Below are 20276 nucleotides of genomic sequence, written 5' to 3' on the forward strand. Positions count from 1 at the left end.
ATAACGTTTTTACTATTTATTTATTGTGTTAGGGGTTTATCAATTGAGATTTTTTTCTTATAATTGGTAAAACTCACCTTAACACAAATATGAACCTTAACAATCAACTTAGCATCGGCGCCTTCCGGAATGAGTGGCAAAAGGCAAGTATGAGCCTGCTTTATACCTGTGGCTTCCTTAGCAACGGGTACGAGAGCTTCTTTAAGAAGCACAATGTTACCAGCCAGCAGTATAACGCGTTGCGCATTTTGAGAGATCAATTCCCCAAGCCTGTTTCCACCTCCTTTCTGCGCGAGAAAATGCTGGACAAGATGTCCGACGCCTCCCGCCTGGTGAGCCGCCTGAACGCCAAAGGCTACGTAACCGTCACACAGAACCCAACGGATAAGCGCCTGGTGAATATCCTTATCTCCAGCGAGGGCTTATCCATTCTCTCGGGCATTGACAAGGAGCTGTACCTGCTGGATGCCCTGCTGCAGGGCCTTACGGAGGAGGAAGCCGCCACCCTGGTGGAACTGCTCTACAAAGTGCGTGAATCCATTACCAACACCGAAGAGAGAATGGCTTCTGTAGAAGTCGCTACGGCATAATATAACACCTGAACTTTACTAACCTTACTCACCTTAAGCAAACAGCGAGGTGACAGAAGAGGCCCCGCGCTTTCTCCTGTCACCTCGCTGCTTTTAGGGCTATGCCTGTGCTCCGGTCAAAATGGCCTTGGAGCAATTCTGTAACTGCCGTAGGAAGTGTGGCTATACTTTAGGTGGAGCTTTTCCGGTTAAAAGTATAGCAAGGCTGTCAGGCGAGATTTTCTTTTCCTGTAACATTCCCCGCCCTTGTTCGCGGGGCACCGGCTGAAAAAACGAGAAGCCGCCCAGCTGTGGGGAGCTGCAGCGGCTTCTGGCTTAGTTAGTTGGTATATGGGGATAGTTTATACTACCACGTTGATGATTTTGTTAGGCACGATGATAATTTTCTTCGGTGCTTTACCTTCGAAAAACTTCGTTACCTGCTCATCAGCCAGTACCGCCTTCTCCATTTCCTCGCGCGGTGCATCCAGGGCAAACGTCATTTTAGAACGAGTCTTGCCGTTGACCGATACCGGGTACTCAAAGGTGTTCTCCACCAGGTATTCCTCCTTAAACTCCGGGAAGGTGGCATGGCTTATACTTTCCGAGTGCCCCAGTTTCTGCCAGATCTCCTCCGTAATATGTGGCGCGTAAGAAGATAAAAGTATGGTTAAGGGTGCCAGTATCGCACGCTTTTTTGTCTTTAGCTGGCTCAACTCATTCACGCAGATCATAAAGGTTGGTACCGATGTGTTGAACGAGAAGCGCTCGATATCTTCCTCCACCTTTCGGATCGTTTTATGGAGCACCTTGAGCTCTTCTGCCGTAGGCTGCTCATCGGTTACCTGCAGGTTTCCCTCTTTGTCGAAGAACAGCTTCCAGTACTTTTTCAGGAATTTGTGGACGCCGTCCATGCCGTTGGTATTCCAGGGCTTGAACTGCTCCAGCGGCCCCAGGAACATCTCGTACATACGCAGTGTATCGGCGCCCATTTTCTCTACCAGGTCATCCGGGTTCACCACGTTATACTTGGATTTCGACATCTTCTCGATCTCCACGCCCACGTTATACTTTCCATCCTCGAGTATAAACTCCGCATCGGCATTCTCCGGTCTCCAGTTCTTGAAGGCTTCCAGGTCCAGCACATCGTTCTCCACGATGTTCACATCCACGTGCAACGGAGAAGTCTCGTACTGCTCTTTCAAACCAAAAGAAACATACTTGTTGGTGCCGTTGATGCGGTACACGAAGTTAGAGCGGCCTTGGATCATGCCTTGGTTGATGAGCTTTTTGAACGGCTCCTGTTCCACCACTACGCCCAGGTCGTACATGAACTTGTTCCAGAAGCGGGAGTAGAGCAAGTGGCCCGTCGCGTGCTCCGAACCGCCTATGTACAAGTCCACGCTGCGCCAGTATTCGATGATGTCCTTATCGGCAAAGGCTTTGTCGTTCTGCGGGTCCATGTAGCGGTACCAGTACCAGCTGCTGCCCGCCCAGCCCGGCATCGTGCTCAGTTCATACTCATACTTGCCGTTATACTTCCAGTCCAGGGCCCGGCCCAGTGGCGGTTCCCCGGTCTCGGTGGGCAGGTAAGCATCGATCTTTGGCAGCTCCAGCGGCAACTCTTCTTCTTTGATCAGGTGCGGCACACCGTCTTTATAGTATACCGGCACCGGCTCGCCCCAGTAGCGCTGGCGGCTGAACACGGCATCGCGCATGCGGTACTGCGTGCGGCCTTTGCCAACGCCCAGTTCCTCAGCCCTGGCTATGCCTGCCTTTATTGCTTCTTTCACCTCCAGCCCGTTCAGGAAACCGGAGTTGATGATCTTACCTTCTTTGCCGGCGTAGGCTTCTTCGGCTATATTGCCGCCTTCCACTACCTGCGGAATCGGCAGGCCGAAGTGCCTGGCAAAGGCATAGTCGCGGCTATCGTGGCCCGGAACCGCCATCACGGCACCGGTGCCATAACCGGCCAGCACGTAATCGGCAATCCAGATCTGCACTTTATCCCCGGAAAGCGGGTTAATGGCATAAGCACCCGTAAACACGCCGCTCACGGTCTTCACGTCCGTCATGCGCTCGCGCTCCGAACGGTTTTTGGCCACGTTCACGTACTCTTCCACCGCCGCGCGCTGCGCATCCGTCGTAATTTGCTCCACCAGCTCATGCTCCGGTGCCAGCACCACAAACGATACCCCGAAAATCGTGTCGATACGGGTGGTAAATACTTTGATCTTATCTTCAGCACCTTCAATGGCAAAGTCCAGCTCAGCACCAACGGACTTGCCGATCCAGTTGCGCTGCATTTCCTTTACCGGCTCCGGCCAGTCTATACTTTCCAGTCCCTGCAGCAGGCGCTCGGCATAGGCCGTGATGCGCATCATCCACTGGCGCATTTTCTTGCGCTCTACCGGGTAGCCGCCGCGCTCCGACACGCCGCCCACCACTTCGTCGTTGGCCAGCACCGTGCCCAGGGCAGGGCACCAGTTCACCACGGCTTCGGCCACGTAAGTAAGCCTGTACTTCAGCAGCATCTCTGATTTCTGCTGCTCGTTAAAGTTATTCCAGTCCACTGAGGAGAAGGCCGGGGTGTCTTCATCGCAGGCAGCGTTTACCTGTTCGTTTCCACTCAGCTCGAAAACCCGCACCAATGCATCAATCGGCTCGGCCTTGTCGGTGCTGTAGTTGTAGTAGCTGTTGAACAGCTGCATGAAGATCCACTGCGTCCACTTGTAGTAGTTCGGCTCTGAGGTACGGATCTCGCGTTCCCAGTCGTAGGAGAAGCCGATGTTCTTCAGCTGCTCCACATAGCGCTTGATGTTCTCCTCGGTGGTGATGGCCGGGTGCTGCCCGGTTTGGATGGCGTACTGCTCAGCGGGCAGGCCAAAAGCGTCGAAACCCATGGGGTGGAGCACGTTGAAGCCTTTCAGGCGCTTGTAGCGGCTCACGATATCAGAGGCGATATAGCCGAGCGGGTGGCCCACATGCAGCCCGGCCCCGGAAGGGTAGGGGAACATGTCCAGGGCGTAATACTTGGGCTTATCGCTGGTGGCGGTGGCTTTAAACGTCTGGTTTTCTTCCCAGTAACGCTGCCACTTCTTCTCAATCTGATTGAAATTATACTCTGACATAGTTTATCGTGTGTTCGCTTCTATCTTACTTTAAACGCTAAGTTAATTGTTAATTGTTGGATTGTTAAATTGCTGCATGGCTAAAATGTAAAGCCGGCAGCGCCAGAGCAGTTTTGTGGAATGATTTTTCCATCGGGATAGAATGTTAGGGTTATGGTCCTTGTAGTACTGGGCCACCCCACCCCAGCCCTCCCCTAAGAACAGGGGAGGGGGCTTTGCGGTAACGAATCCAACCACCCCTACCCCTCTTGTCTAAGGAGGGGAATTTCACCTCTCCCCAGCCCTCTCCTAAAAACAGGAGAGGGAGCTCGGTTCCTGTTGCATAGCCGGTGCTATCGAATCTGATCCCAGTCCTTGGGTTGAGCGCCTTGTGAGATCCGGTGCTCAACTTGTTGAGCAGCCGCAGCGCAGCGAAGGCAGGAGGGAACACAGCGCGATGCCAAAGGACGAGCCCTCTCGGGCTTGAGAGCACCAAAGTCGGAAATGAAACGGTAGGTTTGTGGGAACTAGAGGATCAGCGGTGTTTTGAAAGTATAGCTAGGTTTAAGTGAAAGGAAGCGGAGGCAATGAAGTATAAACCAGCAAGTATAGCCAAAGCAACTATGGCTTTTCAAGCCAGTCAAGTCAGAGACTCGACACCACTCTAAGTCACAAGTCTGGAGACTTGCGCCAGAGAAAAGCAAGTATAAAGAATGGCTGAGGCTAAAATGAAATTGAAAGCATAGCTCTAAACCCTTCTAAAAACCACTCCACCGCCTTTAAAACCGTAAAACAACGTATAAATCCTCCAAACCCCTACCTTTGCGCCATGGAACAGAAGAAACACGACCTCCTCGATATCATCCACCTGATCTACGTGATGGACCCGATGTGCTCCTGGTGCTATGGTTTTGCACCTGTTATAAAGCAGTTGATGGAAGAGCAGGAGGGAAAGATGCAGTTCAAGCTGGTGATGGGCGGCCTGCGCCCCGGCACCGAGCAGCCGCTGGAAGAGCAGATGAAGGCAGGCATCAAGCAGCACTGGCAGGACGTGGAGAAGATAACGGAGCAGCCCTTCGATTATACTTTCTTTGAGCGCACGGATTTTGTGTACGATACCGAGCCGGGCTGCCGGGCCGTGGTCACGATGCGCTACCTCAGGCCGGAGCACGAGTTCGGCATGGCCGGTGCGGTGCAGCGTGCCTTCTATGCCAGGAACAACGATGTAACCAGGCCCGAGGTGCTAGCCAGTATTGCCTCCACCTTTGGTGTGGCGGAGGAGACTTTCCTAGAGAAGTACGAGACAGAGGAGATGAAGGAGAAAACGCAGCAGGACTTCACCATTGCCCGCCACCTGCAGGCCACGGCGTTCCCGAGTTTATACTTGCTGAACGGCACCAGCATCCACCTCATCAGCCGCGGCTACCGCCCCTACGATGGCATGAAGGCGCACCTGGATCGTGTGCTGCAGCAACTGGCGCCAGAGCAGCCGTAATTTGGACTAAGCAAGAAGCCTGCCTCCCAGAGGTTCTGTCATGAAACGTCACCGCGAATCCTTCGGCTTTTGCCAAGTCACTAAAAAGCGCCTGCCCCTGCACCTGCTGGTGCCGGGTAACACCATTCGCCCGGGCTTGCTCAAGCTGCTAAAAGTTGATTTCCCGGAATTGGACGAGGATAAGTATGTGTCCGTGGGGGTGTTGGCGAAGTACCGCAAGCTCTACCTGGAGCAGCTGCTGCGGCAGGAAGTGGGCGAACTGACGGAACTGGAGGAGGAGGTGATGCAAAGTATAAACCAGCAGGAGCTGCTCTCCAGCAATGTGGAGGAGCAACTGGAGGAACATGTAAGCCTCGGCGACCGGATGGCCGACCATATCGCCAGCTTCGGTGGCAGCTGGACCTTTATCACCATCTTTTTCTCATTCCTGCTGCTTTGGATGGCGGTAAACGTATACCTGCTGGCCACGCGCCCCTTCGACCCGTACCCGTTCATCCTGCTCAACCTCATTCTCTCCTGCCTGGCTGCCATACAGGCGCCCATTATCATGATGAGCCAGAACAGGCAGGAAGCCAAGGACCGCCTGCGTTCCGAGCACGACTACAAGGTAAACCTGAAGGCCGAGTTGGAAATAAGGCTGCTGCACGAGAAAATTGACCACCTGCTAATGCAACAGAACCAGCAAATGGTGGAGATTCAGCAACTGCAACTCGACCTGCTGGAAGAGATCATGGAGCAGTTCAAGAAGAAAAATCACACAAAATAAGTTGTGAACCCTTTAACCGTAGTTGCCTTTGTTGGCTTCTCAGGACAGCTGGTTTTGCCGGTAACGGGTGCGGGCCATGTAGTTATACTTGCGCTGGCCATTTTTGGGGAAGCGTACTCAGATAGTTTGCCCTGGCTTTCTTCGGTGCCTCTCCCGGCAGACAATTACAAAATCAGCACATTATTCGGTTCTTAAATATCGGTGGTAGTATCTGTGTGATGCTGCTTGGGTAGGCGGGGATGTTCTAAAGTTGAGCTTTTGCCAACACATGTTCCAAAGGATCTTCTCCGTTCCAGGTGCCCTGGCTGCTGATGAGTTTAAACCTGGCAAAGAGCTCCTCGCTGTACCAGTTCTCGGAGCGGGTGCGGCGCATCACCTCCTGGTGCAGCGGGTTTTTATACGCATAGGCCATCATCGCCTCCCCCGACTCCCACACGCTGAAGGTAGCCTGGCGTACCAGCGGCAGCTCGCCCAAGCCAATGGAGCACAGCAGGCCGTCAGCGGCATCCAACGCCATACTTGCCTGCGGCACAAAGCGCCAGAAGTTGGGCAAGGCCCGCCAGTTTATACTTGCCCGCGTCAGTACGACTATGGGGCCGCTCTCATACTTTTCAGCGAGAGCGGGAGCGAAGGGCTCCACGCCGTCCCACCGGCCATGCGACTGGAAAGGCAGCAGTTTCACCGTCCATACTTCGTCGGTGTGATTTTTATACTCCCCCATCAGGCCGGAATCCTGCAAAAAGGCATCGGCAGCGGCTTCGCTCTCCCAGGTGCAGAGCAGGCCATACCTTCTGAAATTGGGTTTGATGCTGAAGCCCTTGCCGTGCCCGCTGCCCAGCAGCTTGAAAAACTTCAGCCCCGGCACCTGCTGCAGCTTCGGCCCGGAGGTGCCCATCTGCGCCAGCCCCCACCGAATGTGGCCGCTGCGGATACCGAAAAGGGTGAGGGTGGTGAGGCGGGGGGAGGTGGCGTTCATGCAGTTATCAGTAATGCTTAAAGATATAGTTTTTAGTTGCTCTCAAAAAAAACACCTGCCAAAACATTATGTCCGGCAGGTGCTGCAGAGAAATTTCATAAGTATACTATAAATTGATCTTCTTGTTTTCGCCCCCTTTGGCTGGCTCGCCGGTAATGGCTGCCTTGGCCATGCCAAATAACGTCACCATGGTATTGCTCGGTGTGTCCCAGTACTCTGCTTTGTCAATCCTCACGCGGATCAGGCCGATGTTCTTGTCTTCTTTGCCCTCCGGGAACCAGGCCTTCATGTCGGAGCTCCAGAGCTCGTTTATCTTCTGCTGGTCGCGCAGCAGCTGTGCCTTACCCGAGATAGACACGTACAGGTTGTCGTCCGGGTTGGCATAGCTCAGGTTAACATGGGCGTCGTGCTTTATTTCGTGCGACTTGCCAGACTCGTAGCCGGTAAAGAACCAGATGTCGCCATCCGCCTCCGCCTGCTGGTTTTTCATGGGGCGGCTTCGCAGTGTGCCGTCATCATCCACGGTGGTCATCATGGCAATCTTCACGTCTTTTATTTTGTCCAGGAGCTTCCTGAGATTTTCCTTGGTGTTTGGGTCGTTTTGCATAGCTGTATATCTTGTTTGTGTTTGATTACGCGGCGCTGTAGCCTAGGGTTTATACTTTGCCCGCTGCAACCAACGCCACCCAGAAGCCGCTAAAACAATAGGCGGAGTAGCCGGTTTATACTTTTCACCTAACCCTTCCTCACCCTTTGAACTACCTGGCACACATCTACCTCTCCGGCAACGACAATGAGCTACTGGTGGGTAATTTTATGGCGGATGCCGTGAAGGGCAGGCAGGCCGAGCTGTACGCACCCGGCATCGCCAAAGGCATCCGCCTGCACCGCCTCATCGATACCTACACCGACACCCACCCGGTGGTGGCCGAGACAAAAGCCCGCCTCCGCCCGAAGTATAAAAAATTCTCCCCGGTTGTTGCCGACATGTATTATGATCATTTCCTGGCCCGCAATTTCAGTGCCTATGCCGGCGAGCCCCTACCTGATTTTGTACAGAAGGCCTATACCTTGATCGGACAGCACCACCACGTGCTGCCACCGCGCATGCAGCACCTATTTGAATACATGCAGCGGCAGAACTGGCTGGAGTCTTACGCCGAAGTGGAGGGGATAGGGCAGGCGCTGCAGGGCATGAGCCGCCGCACCACCTTTGCCTCGGGTATGGAAACGGCGGCCGAGGAGCTGGTGGAGCAGTATGATTTATACTTTGCCGACTTCCAGGTTTTCTTCCCGGAACTGGAGCGGTACGTGGCAGGGGTGAGGGAGGAGTTGTGAGTATCTTTACTTTTCAGGTCTGTAACTAACCTTGGAGAAAGTCAATCGCCTCCTCGTCCTTGAGCATTAGCTTACCGAAATTGTGAAAGAGCAAATACAAGACATGGATTATTCAGGACAATCCGGCTGCATTCCCTCTTTTACGCTACAACTAAAGAGGGGCGGCAGAAAATATCCTGCCGCCCCTCTCTTTATACTTTCAGCGTTTATACTTTTTAGTGATGCACACCGCCTTCGCCGTGCACGTGGCCGTGCGAAAGCTCGTCCGGCGTGGCTTCGCGGATGCTCTCCACCTTGCCTTTAAAGTATAGCTCCTTGCCCGCCAGCGGGTGGTTGAAGTCCATCTTTACCGTGTCAGCCGTTACTTCCACCACGCGGCCCTGCAGCTGGTTGCCCTCGCTGTCGGTCATGGGGATGTAGTTGCCGATCTCCAGCATATCCTCCGGCACGGCGCCCTCTACCTCAAAGGCATTCTTCGGGAGGTCAACCACTGCGTTCTCGTCCTGTCCGCCGTAACCTTCCTCGGCATCCAGTTTAAAGTCAAAGGAATCGCCAACCGACAAGCCATCCAGCTTTTCCTCGAACTGCTCCGGAAGGCCGCTCAAGCCATAGATGAATACCATCGGCTGTTCTTTATCGGCTGTTTCTATCAGGCTTGGTTCGCCTTGCTCGTCCATAATGCGCAGTTCATAGGTGAGCGAGACTACTTTGTTTTTCTCAATCTTCATGTCTTATTGTTTAGTTTTCGAGTTTTGAAAGGTAATAATTTATATCCATACCTCTAAACCCCGTCCAATGTTTAGGGGTTTTACTCCATTAGCTCCTGCAGCTCCCAGGCGCTGCGGTAGGCGTTTATACTTTCTACGTAAGCCAGGAACGAAGCGTAGAACGGGTGCTGGCCAAGGGTAGCGCTGTCGCCCACGATCACCATTTTCTTCTTCGCACGCGTCATGCCCACATTCATGCGGCGGATGTCTGCCAGGAAACCGATCTCGCCCTGCTCGTTGCTGCGCGTCATGCTGATGTAGATGATGTCGCGCTCTTGCCCCTGGAAACTGTCCACGGTGCCTACTGACAGGTGCCGCAGCTGCCGCAGCTCATGCAGCTTCGGCATGTGCTCCACGCGGTCCTCCAGGTAATTGATCTGGGCGCGGTAAGGGGCGATAACGCCAATGCGCAGGTGCTCCACTTCCTCGTCGGCGTGGCTGTAGTCTTTCAGCAGGTGCGCCAGGTGGTTGAGCAGCAGGTTGGCCTCGTCGGGGTTGGCCGAGCTGCTGCTTTCCGGCGTTTCCGCCTCGTTGTAGCCACACCCGGCCGTATCCACAAACTCCACGGCCAGGCCCGGCGCAAAGTGCGGGCTATACTCGTGCAAATCGCTGCTGTGCACGCTCTCGTGCGCCATCAGCTCGCCATTATAAAACTGCTGGTTCGAGAACTCCATGATGTGGTGGTGCATGCGGTACTGCGTCTTCAGCATCACCGAAACATCCTGCTGCCGCTCGATGCACTTCTCGAAAAGCGTCTTGCCCAGGCCTTTCTGCTCGGCCAGGAACGATTTTACTGTGGGCGGCAGCTGGCAATGGTCACCGGCCAGTACCACGCGCTTTGCTCTTGAAATCGGGATCCAACAGGCCGGCTCCAGCGCCTGTGCCGCCTCGTCTATGAACACGGTGTCGTACTCCAGGTGGCGAATGGCTTTGTTGGCCGCGCCTACCAGGGTGCAGGTGATCACCTGCACATGGTTGAGCAGGTCCTCAGTGATGTACTCCTCCACCCGGTCGGCCTCGTCGAGCAGCCGCTTGCTTTCCATTTTGTAGAGTTGCCGCTGCGCCCGCTCCTCATGCCCGAACTTGCGCTTAAACTGGAAAGCCATGCGCTTGTACTCCTCGGCCGTTTTGCGGTAATCCTTCAGGGTTTTATAGGATCGGTGTGCCATTACCTGCGCGTCCAGCGTATGCTCCAGCAGCACATCCGACACGCGCGAGGGGTTGCCGATGCGGATCACGTTCACGCCCTCGTTGGCTAACTTTTCGGTAAGTAGATCCACAGCGGTATTGGAGGGGGCCGTTACGAGCAGGCGCTTCTGCGTTTTAAGGGTAGTCAGGATGGCCTGCACCAGGGTGGTGGTTTTGCCTGTGCCCGGAGGACCGTGGATGATGGCCACATCCTTAGCCTGCACGATCCGGCGCACCGCCTCGTTCTGCGAGGGGTTCAGTGACGGGATCTCGTCCAGGGTGGCATCGCTGAACTGGGCGGGCACATCGCCTAAAAGGATATCCCGGAGCTCCGCCAGACGGTTTTTGTACGCCTCGAGCACCTTCTTCATGGCGATCTCCATCTCGCGGTAGCTCATCTCGTCAAAGGTGAGGTCGATGCCCAGGCGGCCATCCTCTACCCAGTCCGGCAGGTCTTCCTTGTTGGTGGCCAGCTGCACCTTGTTGCGTTTCAGGCCCACGATCACGCCGTTTATACTTTGGCGCTCGCCGCTGTTGCTGAAAAGGGCAGCCGTTTTACCCACCTGGAACAGGTGCAGCTGGTCGCGGTCCTTGGTGCGCTCCAGCTCTACCACTACTTTGTTGCCGAAGCCAATTTCCTCCTTGGAGATGGTGACCGGGTACCAGCAGAAACCCATGGCCTTGCGCTCGGCAATGGTGCTTTTCAGGCTCTTGATCTTGTATTGCTGGCGGTCCTCTTCCTGTTCTATTTTGAGCAGGTCCTGTACCTGCTTCAGTTCTAATAATATGTCGCTCATGTATATCAACAAGAAAGGCTGGGCGTTTTGCCCCAGCCTTTATACTTTAGTTCCCTTTATGCGGATGCTTTCCGCGAAATTGCTTTGTAGCAGCAGCAGCAAGTATAACACATCCATACCCGTTAAGATTCATGCATGCCCCGGCAAAGTATACATCATACTTTCTTTTTCTTGCGTGATTTGGAGCTGGCCTTGTTGAGGCGCACCTGCAGGAAAACAGCGTACATCAGCAGTAAAAAGGCGCCCACCGCCAGCACCGAGATCACCTTGTCTTTGCCGTACTTTAGGTCGTAGGTGGCCTTTACCTGTGTCTGCAGCTCCGCCATTTCGCGGTCTTTCTTACGCAGGGTGCTCTCCAGCGTTTTCACCTCGCTCTTCAGGCTGCTAATCTGCTTCTCGAAGTTGCGCTGATCCTCCAGGCTGAGCTTGCCCTCGCGCTTGCTTTGCACCGTGTTCTGCGCGTACTGCCGCAGGCTGTTCTCCTTCACGGCACCTACCAGCTCGGTGTCCAGGTTAATGATCTTCTTGAGCGTTTCGATCACGTTGAGCAAATCCTTCTTGGATTGGGTGCCCCAGAAGCTGCTGTTTTGCTGTTTATAATACTGATACTCCAGTATCAGCTGCTCCCGCTCGCTCATCAAGCGCGTCAACTTATCCTCTGCCTGCACCTTTGCTTCCTGCGCCTGTGCCCCCACAAACCAGAGGCTCAACACCACCAACGTAAATAGCTTTTTCATCATCACTCTGTATTCTTAACCCACAATTTACACGCAAATATGGTCATCCTTATTGGATCAGGCCCAATTTATTTTTTCGTAAGGCAGTAGAAACAAGGCACCGGCGGCAAATCCTGGGAAGCCAAAAAACCACCGCCAAAGCCGGTTGCTGCCACATAAACCCCGCCGCTACCAAAGAAAGCAAGTCGTGCAGCTCCGGGAGGTTGCCGCCCAGGCCCGGGCTGCAAAAAGTATAAAAGCGCAGTAGTTGCAAGGAGAAACTGTCCTCACTTTTTGCCAGCTTTAGCTGCAGGCTGCAGCCATTTGGATTACCCTGAACTTTGGGCTTTTTCTTCCTGCAGGCGAATCACATTTTTCCTATCTTTATCCCTCCACAAAAATAGCAACCACGCATGAAGCAATATTTAGACCTGATGCAGCACATCCTGGACACCGGGGTAAGGAAAGAAGACCGCACCGGCACCGGCACCCTGAGCGTGTTCGGCTACCAGATGCGCTTCGATCTGCAGCAGGGGTTCCCGCTCGTCACCACCAAGAAAGTGCACCTGCGCTCCATCATCCATGAGCTGCTCTGGTTTTTGAAAGGCGATACCAACATCCAGTACCTGAAAGAGAACGGGGTGAGCATCTGGGATGAGTGGGCGGATGCGAACGGCGACCTGGGCCCGGTATACGGCTCGCAGTGGCGCAACTGGCCCACGCCCGACGGCCGCCACATCGACCAGATCACACAGGTGGTAAACCAGCTGAAGCACAATCCCGACTCGCGCCGCATCATTGTGAGCGCCTGGAACGTGGCCGAGATAGAGCACATGAAACTGCCGCCCTGCCACGCTTTTTTCCAGTTTTACGTGGCCGAGGGCAAACTCTCCTGTCAGCTCTACCAGCGCTCCGCCGATGTGTTTCTGGGCGTGCCGTTCAACATCGCCTCGTACGCTTTGCTGGTGCTGATGATGGCGCAGGTAACAGGACTGGAGCCGGGCGAGTTTATCTGGACCGGCGGCGATACCCACCTCTACCTCAACCACCTGGAGCAAACGCAGCTGCAGCTAAGCCGCGCGCCGCGCGAGCTGCCGCAGATGAAGCTGAACCCTGCCGTGCAGGATATCTTTGGGTTTAGGTTTGAGGACTTTGAGCTGGTGAACTATAACCCGCATCCGGGTATAAAGGCGCCTGTGGCGGTGTAGGTTTCAGTCGGGTACGGATAATTTGCGTATGTATGTCGGTTATTATCCTTTCCACCTAATCTTAACACCATGAAACTGAAACCCATACTTGCCCTGGCCTTTCTGCTTGCCTTTGTGCAGGTGCAGGCGCAGCAGCTAACGCCCCCGGACACGCTCAAGACCAGTGGCGGGCCTTTGTTGATACAGCCCATCACGCACGGTACGCTGGCGCTGACCTATAAGGCCAAAACCATCTATGTGGACCCATACGGTGGAGCGGATCTTTTTAAAGGGCTACCCGAGCCAGACCTGATCCTGATCACCGACATCCATGGCGACCACCTGGATACGGCCACCCTGGGTGCCCTCAATACGGAGAAAGTAAGGCTGGTAGTGCCGCGTGCGGTGGCGGAGATGCTGCCGGAGAAGTATAAGCAGCAGCTGGTGATACTTGACAATGGCGGGCAAAGCATGCAGCAGGGCATCAACATACTTGCCATGCCCATGTATAACCTGCCCGACACTGCCGGTGCCTTCCATCCAAAGGGGAGGGGCAATGGCTATGTGCTGCAGCTGGGCGATAAGCGCGTCTACATATCAGGTGATACCGAGGGTATACCCGAGATGCGGCGGCTGGAGGACATCGACGTGGCTTTTGTAAGTATGAACCTGCCCTACACCATGGAAGTGGATCAGGCCGCCGATGCCGTGCTGGAGTTTCAGCCAAAAATTGTGTACCCGTACCATTACCGCGGCCAGAACGGCCTCAGCGATGTGGAGAAATTCAAGCAGTTGGTAGGGGCAAAGAACAAGAACATTGAGGTACGCCTGAAGGAATGGTACCCGAATAAGTAAGTATACTTTAGTGAAACCAGAAAAGCACAGGCCGTAAAGTCTGTGCTTTTCTGGTATTTATACATTGGGTGGCGCTAGGGGTTTGTGGACCACAGGCCGGCCTCTTTCACAAACACACGGCGGTTGAGCTTGAGGTGGGCGACGATGAACTCGGCAAAGTCCTCCGGCTGCATCACGCGCTCAGGGTTGCCGTCGGTCAGCTTCAGTTCGATGGCCATGTCGGTGGCGACGGTGCTGGGCGTGAGGGTGGAGACACGGATATTGTGCTTGCGCACCTCCTGCATCAGCGATTCCGACATCCCGATCAGGCCGAACTTGGAGGCACTGTAGGCACTGGTTACGGGGGCGCCTTTCTGCCCGGCGGTGGAGGAGATGTTAATGATGTCTCCCGTTTGCCGCTCGATCATCTCGGGCAGCACGGCGCGCGTAACGTAGTAGGGGCCCAGCAAATTCACTTTAATAATGCTTTCCCATTTCTCCGGCTCCAGCTCCAGGAACTTGGCAAAGGCCCCCACGCCGGCATTGTTGATCAGGATATCAAGCGGGCCCAGCTGTTCGCGTGCATCCGCCACAGCCTTATCCACAGCGTTTATATCCGTCACATCAGCCGTTACGACAGCCGCTTTCACACCTTTTGCCTTCACTTCCTGGGCCACTTGCTCCAGTTGAGCCGTGGTGCGCGCCATCAGAGCCACGTTTACGCCTTCAGCGGCCAGTGCCAGGGCAATGGCCCGGCCAATGCCTTTGCCGGCACCAGTTACCAACGCGTTCTTTCCTTTTAGTGATTCCATACTTTTATGTTGAGGTTTATTGCTCCAATTACAAGTTCATCACCCAAAATGTTTTAAAACCGGGCCCTATAAAGTATATAAATGGATGCTCCGGCAAAGCGACAGGATGGAAGTATGGGTTTACTTAAGTGGAATAATTTATACTTGCAGATGAAGCATTTTATACTTGCAGCCCCGCGCGAAGCTGGGCCACAAACGCTTCATTTTGGCTCAGTTCCGATCCGTTTATACTTGCGATGGCGCGGATGCCCGTCACGTTGGCGGCGAAAACGGCGTCGGCTTGCCGCAGCTGCTCCGGCGCCAGCAGCACCTGCTGCGTTTTTATACTTTGTGAATGGCACCAGGCCAGTATATTCCGGCGCAGGATGCCGTTCACGCAGCCGGAGCTAAGGGCAGGAGTATAGAGTATGTTCTCCTTCACCCAAAAGATGTTGGAGGAAATGAGCTCAGCCACCTGGCCATTCCGGTCCAGCAGCAGCATGTCGTCTTGCTGCTGTGCCTGTTTCTCCAGCCCGGCCAGCACATACAAAGGCGCGTTGGGACCTTTAATGTGCGAAAGGGAAGTATAATACGTGTGGCTGTTCTGGCATATACCGATGTGCAGCGGCTGTTGGGAAGCGGGCGTAGCCGGCACTATACTTGCCAGCCAGTTCACCTGACTCGTTTGTGGGGTGTACAGCCCGGCGCCGGCACGCCATACTTTCAATTTTAAGCGGCCATACGTTTCGGCTCTTTGCTGGCGGGCCAGCTGCAGCAGTTTATCCTCCAAGTAGGGCTCCTGAAAGTATGCCGGAAGCTCCAGTCGCAGGGCCTCGGCCGCCTCGCGCATGCGCTCGCGGTGCTGCTCCCAGAAGCGGATGTGCCCGTTTACAAGTATGGCTGTCTCAAAGAAGCCGTCATTATACTGAAAAGCCCTGTCGGAAAGGGGCAGGTGGCAGTCAGACTCCCGGAGAAACGCATCGTTATAAAGTATGAACAAGACGCCGTTGCTTTAGTTAAGGTATTAAATTTAAGTTATCTGCCGGAGACTTGTGCATTTGATTTAGAAAAAACCGCCCTGCTGGCATCACGTACTATAAAGTATAAATCCTTCTCTTATGATTACCAGGAACTTACTCTTTCTTTTTGCCGCCCTTTTTTGCTTTATAGCCTGCTCCGAGGCAAACACCTCCGACCGCATGCAACTGACGGGCAGCGATGCGCTGGCGCAGGAGGAGGATACCGTGGGACTGCCAAGCGCTGTTTTTGCCGGCGGCTGTTTCTGGTGCACCGAGGCCTATTTCGAAAGGTTGAAGGGCGTGAAGGCCGTTATCTCAGGCTACTCGGGCGGCAAGGAGAAAAAACCGACCTACCGGCAGGTCAGCTCCGGCCTTTCCGACCACGCCGAGGCGGTGCAGGTTTACTATAATCCGAGCCAGATCACGTACCAGGAGCTGCTGGAGGTGTTCTTCGCCACCCACGACCCCACCACCCTTAACCGCCAGGGCCCTGATGTGGGCAAGCAGTACCGCTCCATCGTGTTCTACAAAACGCCGGAGGAGAAAAAACAGGCGGAGGCCTATATAAAGCAACTGGAGGAGGCAGGCACCTACAAGAACAAGATCGTCACGCATGTGCAGCCCCTGGATAAATTCTGGATCGCTGAGGAGTACCACCAGGACTATTACCGCCGCAACCCACAGGACCCTTACGTGGTATCGGTGGCCAGGCCGAAGGTGCGGAAGTTTGAGGATAATTACCGGAGCAAGCTCAAGCGGGAATATATAGAATAGACGATTAAGTATATCTATTTTAATGCCGCGCACGTAGTAGAGGCAAGTTTATATTTTCCAACATAACATAAAACTATGGGATTTATTATTGATTTACTCGTTAGCGCCGGCGTGATACTGCTGCTGGCTTATATCTTGCCGAGCGTGCACGTGAAGAGCTTCTGGACCGCGCTCTGGGTAGCCTTCCTGATCGGTATCTTCAACGCCACCATCGGTTGGATTCTGGGCGGACTGCTGAACCTGGTGTCGTTCTTCCTGCTGGAGGCGATCGTCAGCATCATCGTGACGGCCCTTATGATCAAGCTAGTGGATAAGCTGGTAGGCAATTTTAAGGTAGACGGGTTCCTGCCCGCCATCATCATTGCCGTTGCCACCGCGCTGGCGCTTTACCTGGTAGGCATGGCCCGCGGTGAGGACGATGGCGAATATTCGCTGCTGCAGCAGAAAGAGCAGCCAAAAACGGAGTATGTTGCCGTAGCGTAGCTAGAAAGCAAACATATAAAAAGCCTGTGCCGCCGCGTGTGGCACAGGCTTTTTTTCTCCTGAAAGAATAAACGGCACCTGCACGGCCTTCACCAATTGCCCGTGCCGGAGGGTCAGCTATACGTTACCCGGCGCTTTTCCCGGCTGCTTTGCATGGCCAGCTCGATCACTTTTATCGAATTGCGCGCCTGCTCGGGCTTTACCACCAACTCCTCATGGCCAAGTATGGCTTTGTATACGTTCTGATACAGGCCGCTGTAGTCACCCCTCCCGGATTCGATTTTGCCCTTGAAATGCAGCCCCTGCACGGTAGTGTTCAGGGTGCCCCAGTTCTGCTCGGGCTCTACGCCCCAATCCGGCGTATCGGCCGGGAAGCGCCCGGCCTTCAGGTGCTCCTCCTGCACATCCATGCCATACTTTACAAAGGAGCCCTCAGTGCCATGAAGTATAAAATGCGGACCCGGCTCGCGCACCAGCATGCCGGCTTTCAAAATGGCTTTCATACTTTTGTAGTGGAGCACCACCTCAAAATAGTCCGTCACCTGCGAGAGTTCACGCTGCACCTGCACGTCGGCGTATACTTCCAGCGGCTCGCCGAACAAGTATAAAGCCTGGTCGATGAGGTGGGCGCCCAGGTCGTAAAGGATGCCGGCGCCGGGCAGGGCCTCCTCTTTCCAGGTGTTGGGCTTTATCTCATTGCGATATCGGTCGAAGTGGGCCTCATACTCCACCAGCCTGCCCAGCAGCCCCGCCTGCACCACCTGCTGCACCGTTTTAAAGTCGGAGTCCCAGCGGCGGTTCTGGTACACCGTCAGCACTTTCTGCTTTTCTTTGGCCAGCAAAATCAATTCTTCTGCCTCGGTGCTGGTGATGGTAAAGGGCTTGTCTACCAGCACATGCTTGCCGGCCTGCAGCGCGGCCTTGGCCAGTGGGTAGTGGGTGGGGTTTGCCGTGGCGATCACCACCAGGTCTATACTTTTATCGCTGAAAACATCTTCTTCGCTCGGCACGACCTCAGCCTCTGGGAAACGGGTGCGAGCCAAGGCTATACTTTCTTCCCGGTTGGCTTTTATCTTTTTCAGGCGGAGGCCCGGCACGTTCGAAATAAATGGAGCGTGAAAAGTTCTTCCGGCCATTCCGAAGCCCAGCAGGCCTACATTTATGGGTTGATTCATGTTGTTTCAGGTTCAATTTTAGCGAAGCCCCGGCAGAAGCAAGCCAAGGGTATGTGTTCATCCAGACGCCATGGTGGCATCCGCGTAAACAATACTTGTCCTTTTAAAGGGAAATTAAGTTTCACCTACAAGATACTAAACTACAGATGAAAAAAAGAAAGCTAGGAAAACAAGGATTGGAAGTGTCGGCGCTTGGATTGGGCTGCATGGGCATGTCCGACTTCTATTCCAACCGCGATGACAATGAATCCATCGCCACCATTCACTTGGCGCTGGAACTGGGCGTTAACTTCCTGGACACTGCCGACATGTATGGTGTGGGTGCCAATGAGGAGCTGGTGGGCAAGGCCATTGCCGATCGGCGCGACCAGGTGATCCTTGCCACAAAGTTTGGGAATATGCGCGGGAAAGACGGTAGCTTCCTGGGCGTGAACGGCAAACCGGAGTATGTCAGGCAAGCCTGCGAAGCCAGCCTGAAGCGCCTCGGCGTGGAGACCATTGATCTTTACTACCAGCACCGGGTGGATAAAAACACACCGATTGAGGACACAGTTGGAGCTATGGCCGACCTGGTTAAAGAAGGCAAGGTGCGGTACCTGGGCCTGTCGGAGGCGGGGGTAGAAACGATTAAAAAAGCGCACAAAGTACACCCGATCACGGCGCTGCAAACAGAGTACTCACTTTGGAGCCGCGATGTGGAAGACCAGATCCTGCCTGCCTGTCGGGAGCTGGGCATTGGTTTTGTCCCTTATAGTCCGCTTGGCAGGGGATTCCTGACGGGACAGTTTAAGAAATTTGAGGATCTGGCAGAAGACGATTACCGGAGGCAGTCGCCGCGCTTTCAAGGCGAGAACTTCCAGAAAAACCTGGACCTGGTGCAGAAGATAGAGGAGTTGGCCTCGCAGAAAGGCTGCACCCCATCGCAGCTGGCACTGGCCTGGCTGCTGGCGCAAGGAGAGGACCTGGTGCCGATTCCGGGAACCAAGCGCCGCAAATACCTCGAGGAAAACGTGAAGGCACTGGACGTGAAGCTCACGCAGGCGGAACTACAGCAGATTGATACCATCGCGCCAAAAGGCGTGGCCGCCGGTGGCCGATACCAGGAGGAGCAGATGAAGGCGGTGAATGTGTGATCATAGCCTATATAAACGGAGCAGCCCAGCATATAAGCTTGCTCCGTTTTTAGGCATCATGCTTCGAAGCTATCTCTTCTTCCTCCACTTCCAGCCGCTCCGTCTCCGTAACAATACGGCTCAAATCAGTCAGGATACTGCCCATGTCCTGAAGTACGGGCAGTGCCGTGACATGCGTCAGGGTTTCGAGACTACGTGCCTGTTCGCGCCGTGCCGCCCGTACGGACGCGCTTAGTCTATCCGTTTTCTCTTCCGATGGATGAACAATCGTTTTGCCGAAAGCACTGATGCACGCCGCGGTAGCCTTCAGGGAAAGTATAAGCTGCTCCTTTCCTGCATAATCGCTTTGGAAGGTGTTGTTCAGTTGCAGATCCGCCAGGCTTCTGCGGATGCCCCGGATCTGAATCATGATGCTGTGGAGTCGCCTGCTGTCTGAAGCCAGGCGGCTTAGCTTTTCGCGCCTGTGGGTGAGCAAGGGATTATACTTGAGGCTTTGCTCGGCCAGCTCCAGCGACTTGCGGCATTCCAGGGCTGCTTTTGTTAGTGCATTGACTTCGGTCCGGCCTGTTTTCAGGCGGGTGCCTGTATTGTTGAGCAAGTCACTCAGCCCGCTGAGGGTTGTGGCGGCCATTTTATTAAATGTTCTTATACTTTTCTCCACATCCGGGATGGCATCGGTCGGGATGATAAGCGCATTGATCAGCAAGGCGATTCCTGAACCGAGCACCGTCTCGATCACGCGCTCATAGGCATAGCCCGAATCAACCTGGCCAAAAGCAAGCACCAGCAGCGAGCTGACCGCCACCTGCGAGATAATCTGCGGGTTCATCTTGAAAGCCTGGGCAATGCCCATCCCCAGCAGGATGATAAAGAAAATGGACACCGTGTTCACCTGGAACCAGTGCCCCAGGAGCATACTCAAAAGCACGCCGCCAATAATTCCGATAATGCGCTGCGAAGCCTTGTTTACCGAGTCAGCCACTGTCACCTGAACCGTGATGATAGCGGAAACCGGCGCAAAGTATGGATACGCAGCGTTTAGCATGCTGGAGGCTATAAACCAGGAAAGCGCAGCGGCCAGCGCTGTCTTGGCGATTTGCAGCGTGAGCCCGAATCTTTCCAGTATTGCTATGATCTTCTTCACACAAGATTGCTATT

At 54.4% G+C, this 20276-nt stretch carries 19 protein-coding genes; 9 read left to right on the plus strand and 10 right to left on the minus strand.

Annotated elements, in window-relative coordinates:
- Positions 1–89 precede the first annotated feature (89 nt).
- Positions 90–590, plus strand: a complete 501-nt coding sequence (locus tag A3841_RS03260; RefSeq protein ID WP_073850880.1) for a MarR family winged helix-turn-helix transcriptional regulator — start codon at positions 90–92, stop codon at positions 588–590.
- Positions 591–931: 341 nt separating this feature from the next.
- On the opposite strand, the gene leuS is transcribed toward A3841_RS03260, so the two are convergent.
- Complete coding sequence (gene leuS / locus A3841_RS03265; protein WP_073850881.1) at positions 932–3700, minus strand: leucine--tRNA ligase; 2769 nt, start codon at positions 3698–3700, stop codon at positions 932–934.
- Between the two features lie 808 nt (positions 3701–4508).
- Between leuS and A3841_RS03270 the strand changes: the two genes are divergently transcribed.
- A complete protein-coding gene (locus A3841_RS03270) occupies positions 4509–5174 on the plus strand; it encodes a DsbA family protein (protein WP_073850882.1) in 666 nt (221 codons plus the stop codon).
- Between the two features lie 40 nt (positions 5175–5214).
- Positions 5215–5940 (plus strand): DUF1003 domain-containing protein, encoded by a 726-nt coding sequence (locus A3841_RS03275; protein WP_073850883.1) that lies wholly within the window; start codon positions 5215–5217, stop codon positions 5938–5940.
- A 244-nt stretch (positions 5941–6184) separates the two neighbouring features.
- On the opposite strand, the gene A3841_RS03280 is transcribed toward A3841_RS03275, so the two are convergent.
- Together A3841_RS03280 and A3841_RS03285 are read right to left on the minus strand one after the other, a co-directional pair.
- Positions 6185–6916: a spheroidene monooxygenase gene (locus tag A3841_RS03280; RefSeq protein WP_073850884.1), complete on the minus strand. Its 732-nt coding sequence runs from the start codon at positions 6914–6916 to the stop codon at positions 6185–6187.
- A gap of 106 nt (positions 6917–7022) precedes the next feature.
- A complete protein-coding gene (locus tag A3841_RS03285; RefSeq protein WP_073850885.1) occupies positions 7023–7523 on the minus strand; it encodes a pyridoxamine 5'-phosphate oxidase family protein in 501 nt (166 codons plus the stop codon).
- A 146-nt stretch (positions 7524–7669) separates the two neighbouring features.
- Here A3841_RS03285 and A3841_RS03290 point away from each other — a divergent pair, with 146 nt between their 5' ends.
- Positions 7670–8254, plus strand: coding sequence for an acyl carrier protein phosphodiesterase (locus A3841_RS03290; RefSeq protein ID WP_073850886.1), 585 nt, complete (start codon positions 7670–7672; stop codon positions 8252–8254).
- A gap of 215 nt (positions 8255–8469) precedes the next feature.
- On the opposite strand, the gene A3841_RS03295 is transcribed toward A3841_RS03290, so the two are convergent.
- The 3 genes from A3841_RS03295 to A3841_RS03305 all read right to left on the minus strand — a co-directional run bounded on the left by A3841_RS03295 (position 8470) and on the right by A3841_RS03305 (position 11743).
- Positions 8470–8982, minus strand: coding sequence for an FKBP-type peptidyl-prolyl cis-trans isomerase (locus tag A3841_RS03295; RefSeq protein ID WP_073850887.1), 513 nt, complete (start codon positions 8980–8982; stop codon positions 8470–8472).
- 80 nt (positions 8983–9062) lie between these two features.
- Positions 9063–11006: an AAA domain-containing protein gene (locus A3841_RS03300; protein ID WP_073851195.1), complete on the minus strand. Its 1944-nt coding sequence runs from the start codon at positions 11004–11006 to the stop codon at positions 9063–9065.
- A gap of 155 nt (positions 11007–11161) precedes the next feature.
- Entirely contained in the window at positions 11162–11743 is a 582-nt protein-coding gene (locus tag A3841_RS03305; protein ID WP_235861278.1) for a hypothetical protein, read from the minus strand.
- Positions 11744–12135: 392 nt separating this feature from the next.
- Here A3841_RS03305 and A3841_RS03310 point away from each other — a divergent pair, with 392 nt between their 5' ends.
- The gene (locus tag A3841_RS03310; RefSeq protein ID WP_073850889.1) at positions 12136–12930 is read left to right on the plus strand and encodes a thymidylate synthase; all 795 of its coding nucleotides are present in this window, start codon (positions 12136–12138) and stop codon (positions 12928–12930) included.
- 69 nt (positions 12931–12999) lie between these two features.
- Positions 13000–13764, plus strand: coding sequence for an MBL fold metallo-hydrolase (locus A3841_RS03315; protein ID WP_073850890.1), 765 nt, complete (start codon positions 13000–13002; stop codon positions 13762–13764).
- Positions 13765–13838: 74 nt separating this feature from the next.
- Here A3841_RS03315 and A3841_RS03320 read toward each other — a convergent pair whose 3' ends face one another.
- Together A3841_RS03320 and A3841_RS03325 are read right to left on the minus strand one after the other, a co-directional pair.
- Positions 13839–14555 (minus strand): 3-ketoacyl-ACP reductase, encoded by a 717-nt coding sequence (locus A3841_RS03320; protein WP_073850891.1) that lies wholly within the window; start codon positions 14553–14555, stop codon positions 13839–13841.
- Between the two features lie 160 nt (positions 14556–14715).
- On the minus strand, positions 14716–15534 hold the full coding sequence (locus A3841_RS03325; protein ID WP_073850892.1) for an aminotransferase class IV: 819 nt from the start codon (positions 15532–15534) through the stop codon (positions 14716–14718).
- A gap of 118 nt (positions 15535–15652) precedes the next feature.
- Between A3841_RS03325 and msrA the strand changes: the two genes are divergently transcribed.
- Both msrA and A3841_RS03335 read left to right on the plus strand, forming a co-directional pair.
- Complete coding sequence (msrA, locus tag A3841_RS03330) at positions 15653–16327, plus strand: peptide-methionine (S)-S-oxide reductase MsrA (RefSeq protein WP_073850893.1); 675 nt, start codon at positions 15653–15655, stop codon at positions 16325–16327.
- Positions 16328–16402: 75 nt separating this feature from the next.
- The gene (locus A3841_RS03335; protein ID WP_073850894.1) at positions 16403–16810 is read left to right on the plus strand and encodes a phage holin family protein; all 408 of its coding nucleotides are present in this window, start codon (positions 16403–16405) and stop codon (positions 16808–16810) included.
- A 113-nt stretch (positions 16811–16923) separates the two neighbouring features.
- Here the strand turns inward: A3841_RS03335 and A3841_RS03340 are convergent, their stop codons facing one another.
- Complete coding sequence (locus tag A3841_RS03340) at positions 16924–17985, minus strand: oxidoreductase (protein ID WP_073850895.1); 1062 nt, start codon at positions 17983–17985, stop codon at positions 16924–16926.
- A gap of 146 nt (positions 17986–18131) precedes the next feature.
- On the opposite strand from A3841_RS03340, the gene A3841_RS03345 reads away from it, so the two are divergent.
- Positions 18132–19118, plus strand: a complete 987-nt coding sequence (locus A3841_RS03345; protein ID WP_073850896.1) for an aldo/keto reductase — start codon at positions 18132–18134, stop codon at positions 19116–19118.
- Positions 19119–19167: 49 nt separating this feature from the next.
- On the opposite strand, the gene A3841_RS03350 is transcribed toward A3841_RS03345, so the two are convergent.
- Positions 19168–20262 carry an FUSC family protein gene (locus A3841_RS03350; RefSeq protein ID WP_073850897.1) on the minus strand — a complete coding sequence of 365 codons (1095 nt, stop codon included), beginning with the start codon at positions 20260–20262 and terminating at the stop codon, positions 19168–19170.
- Positions 20263–20276: the final 14 nt, after the last annotated feature.

This window comes from Pontibacter flavimaris, assembly GCF_001907195.1.
Taxonomy (GTDB): domain Bacteria; phylum Bacteroidota; class Bacteroidia; order Cytophagales; family Hymenobacteraceae; genus Pontibacter; species Pontibacter flavimaris.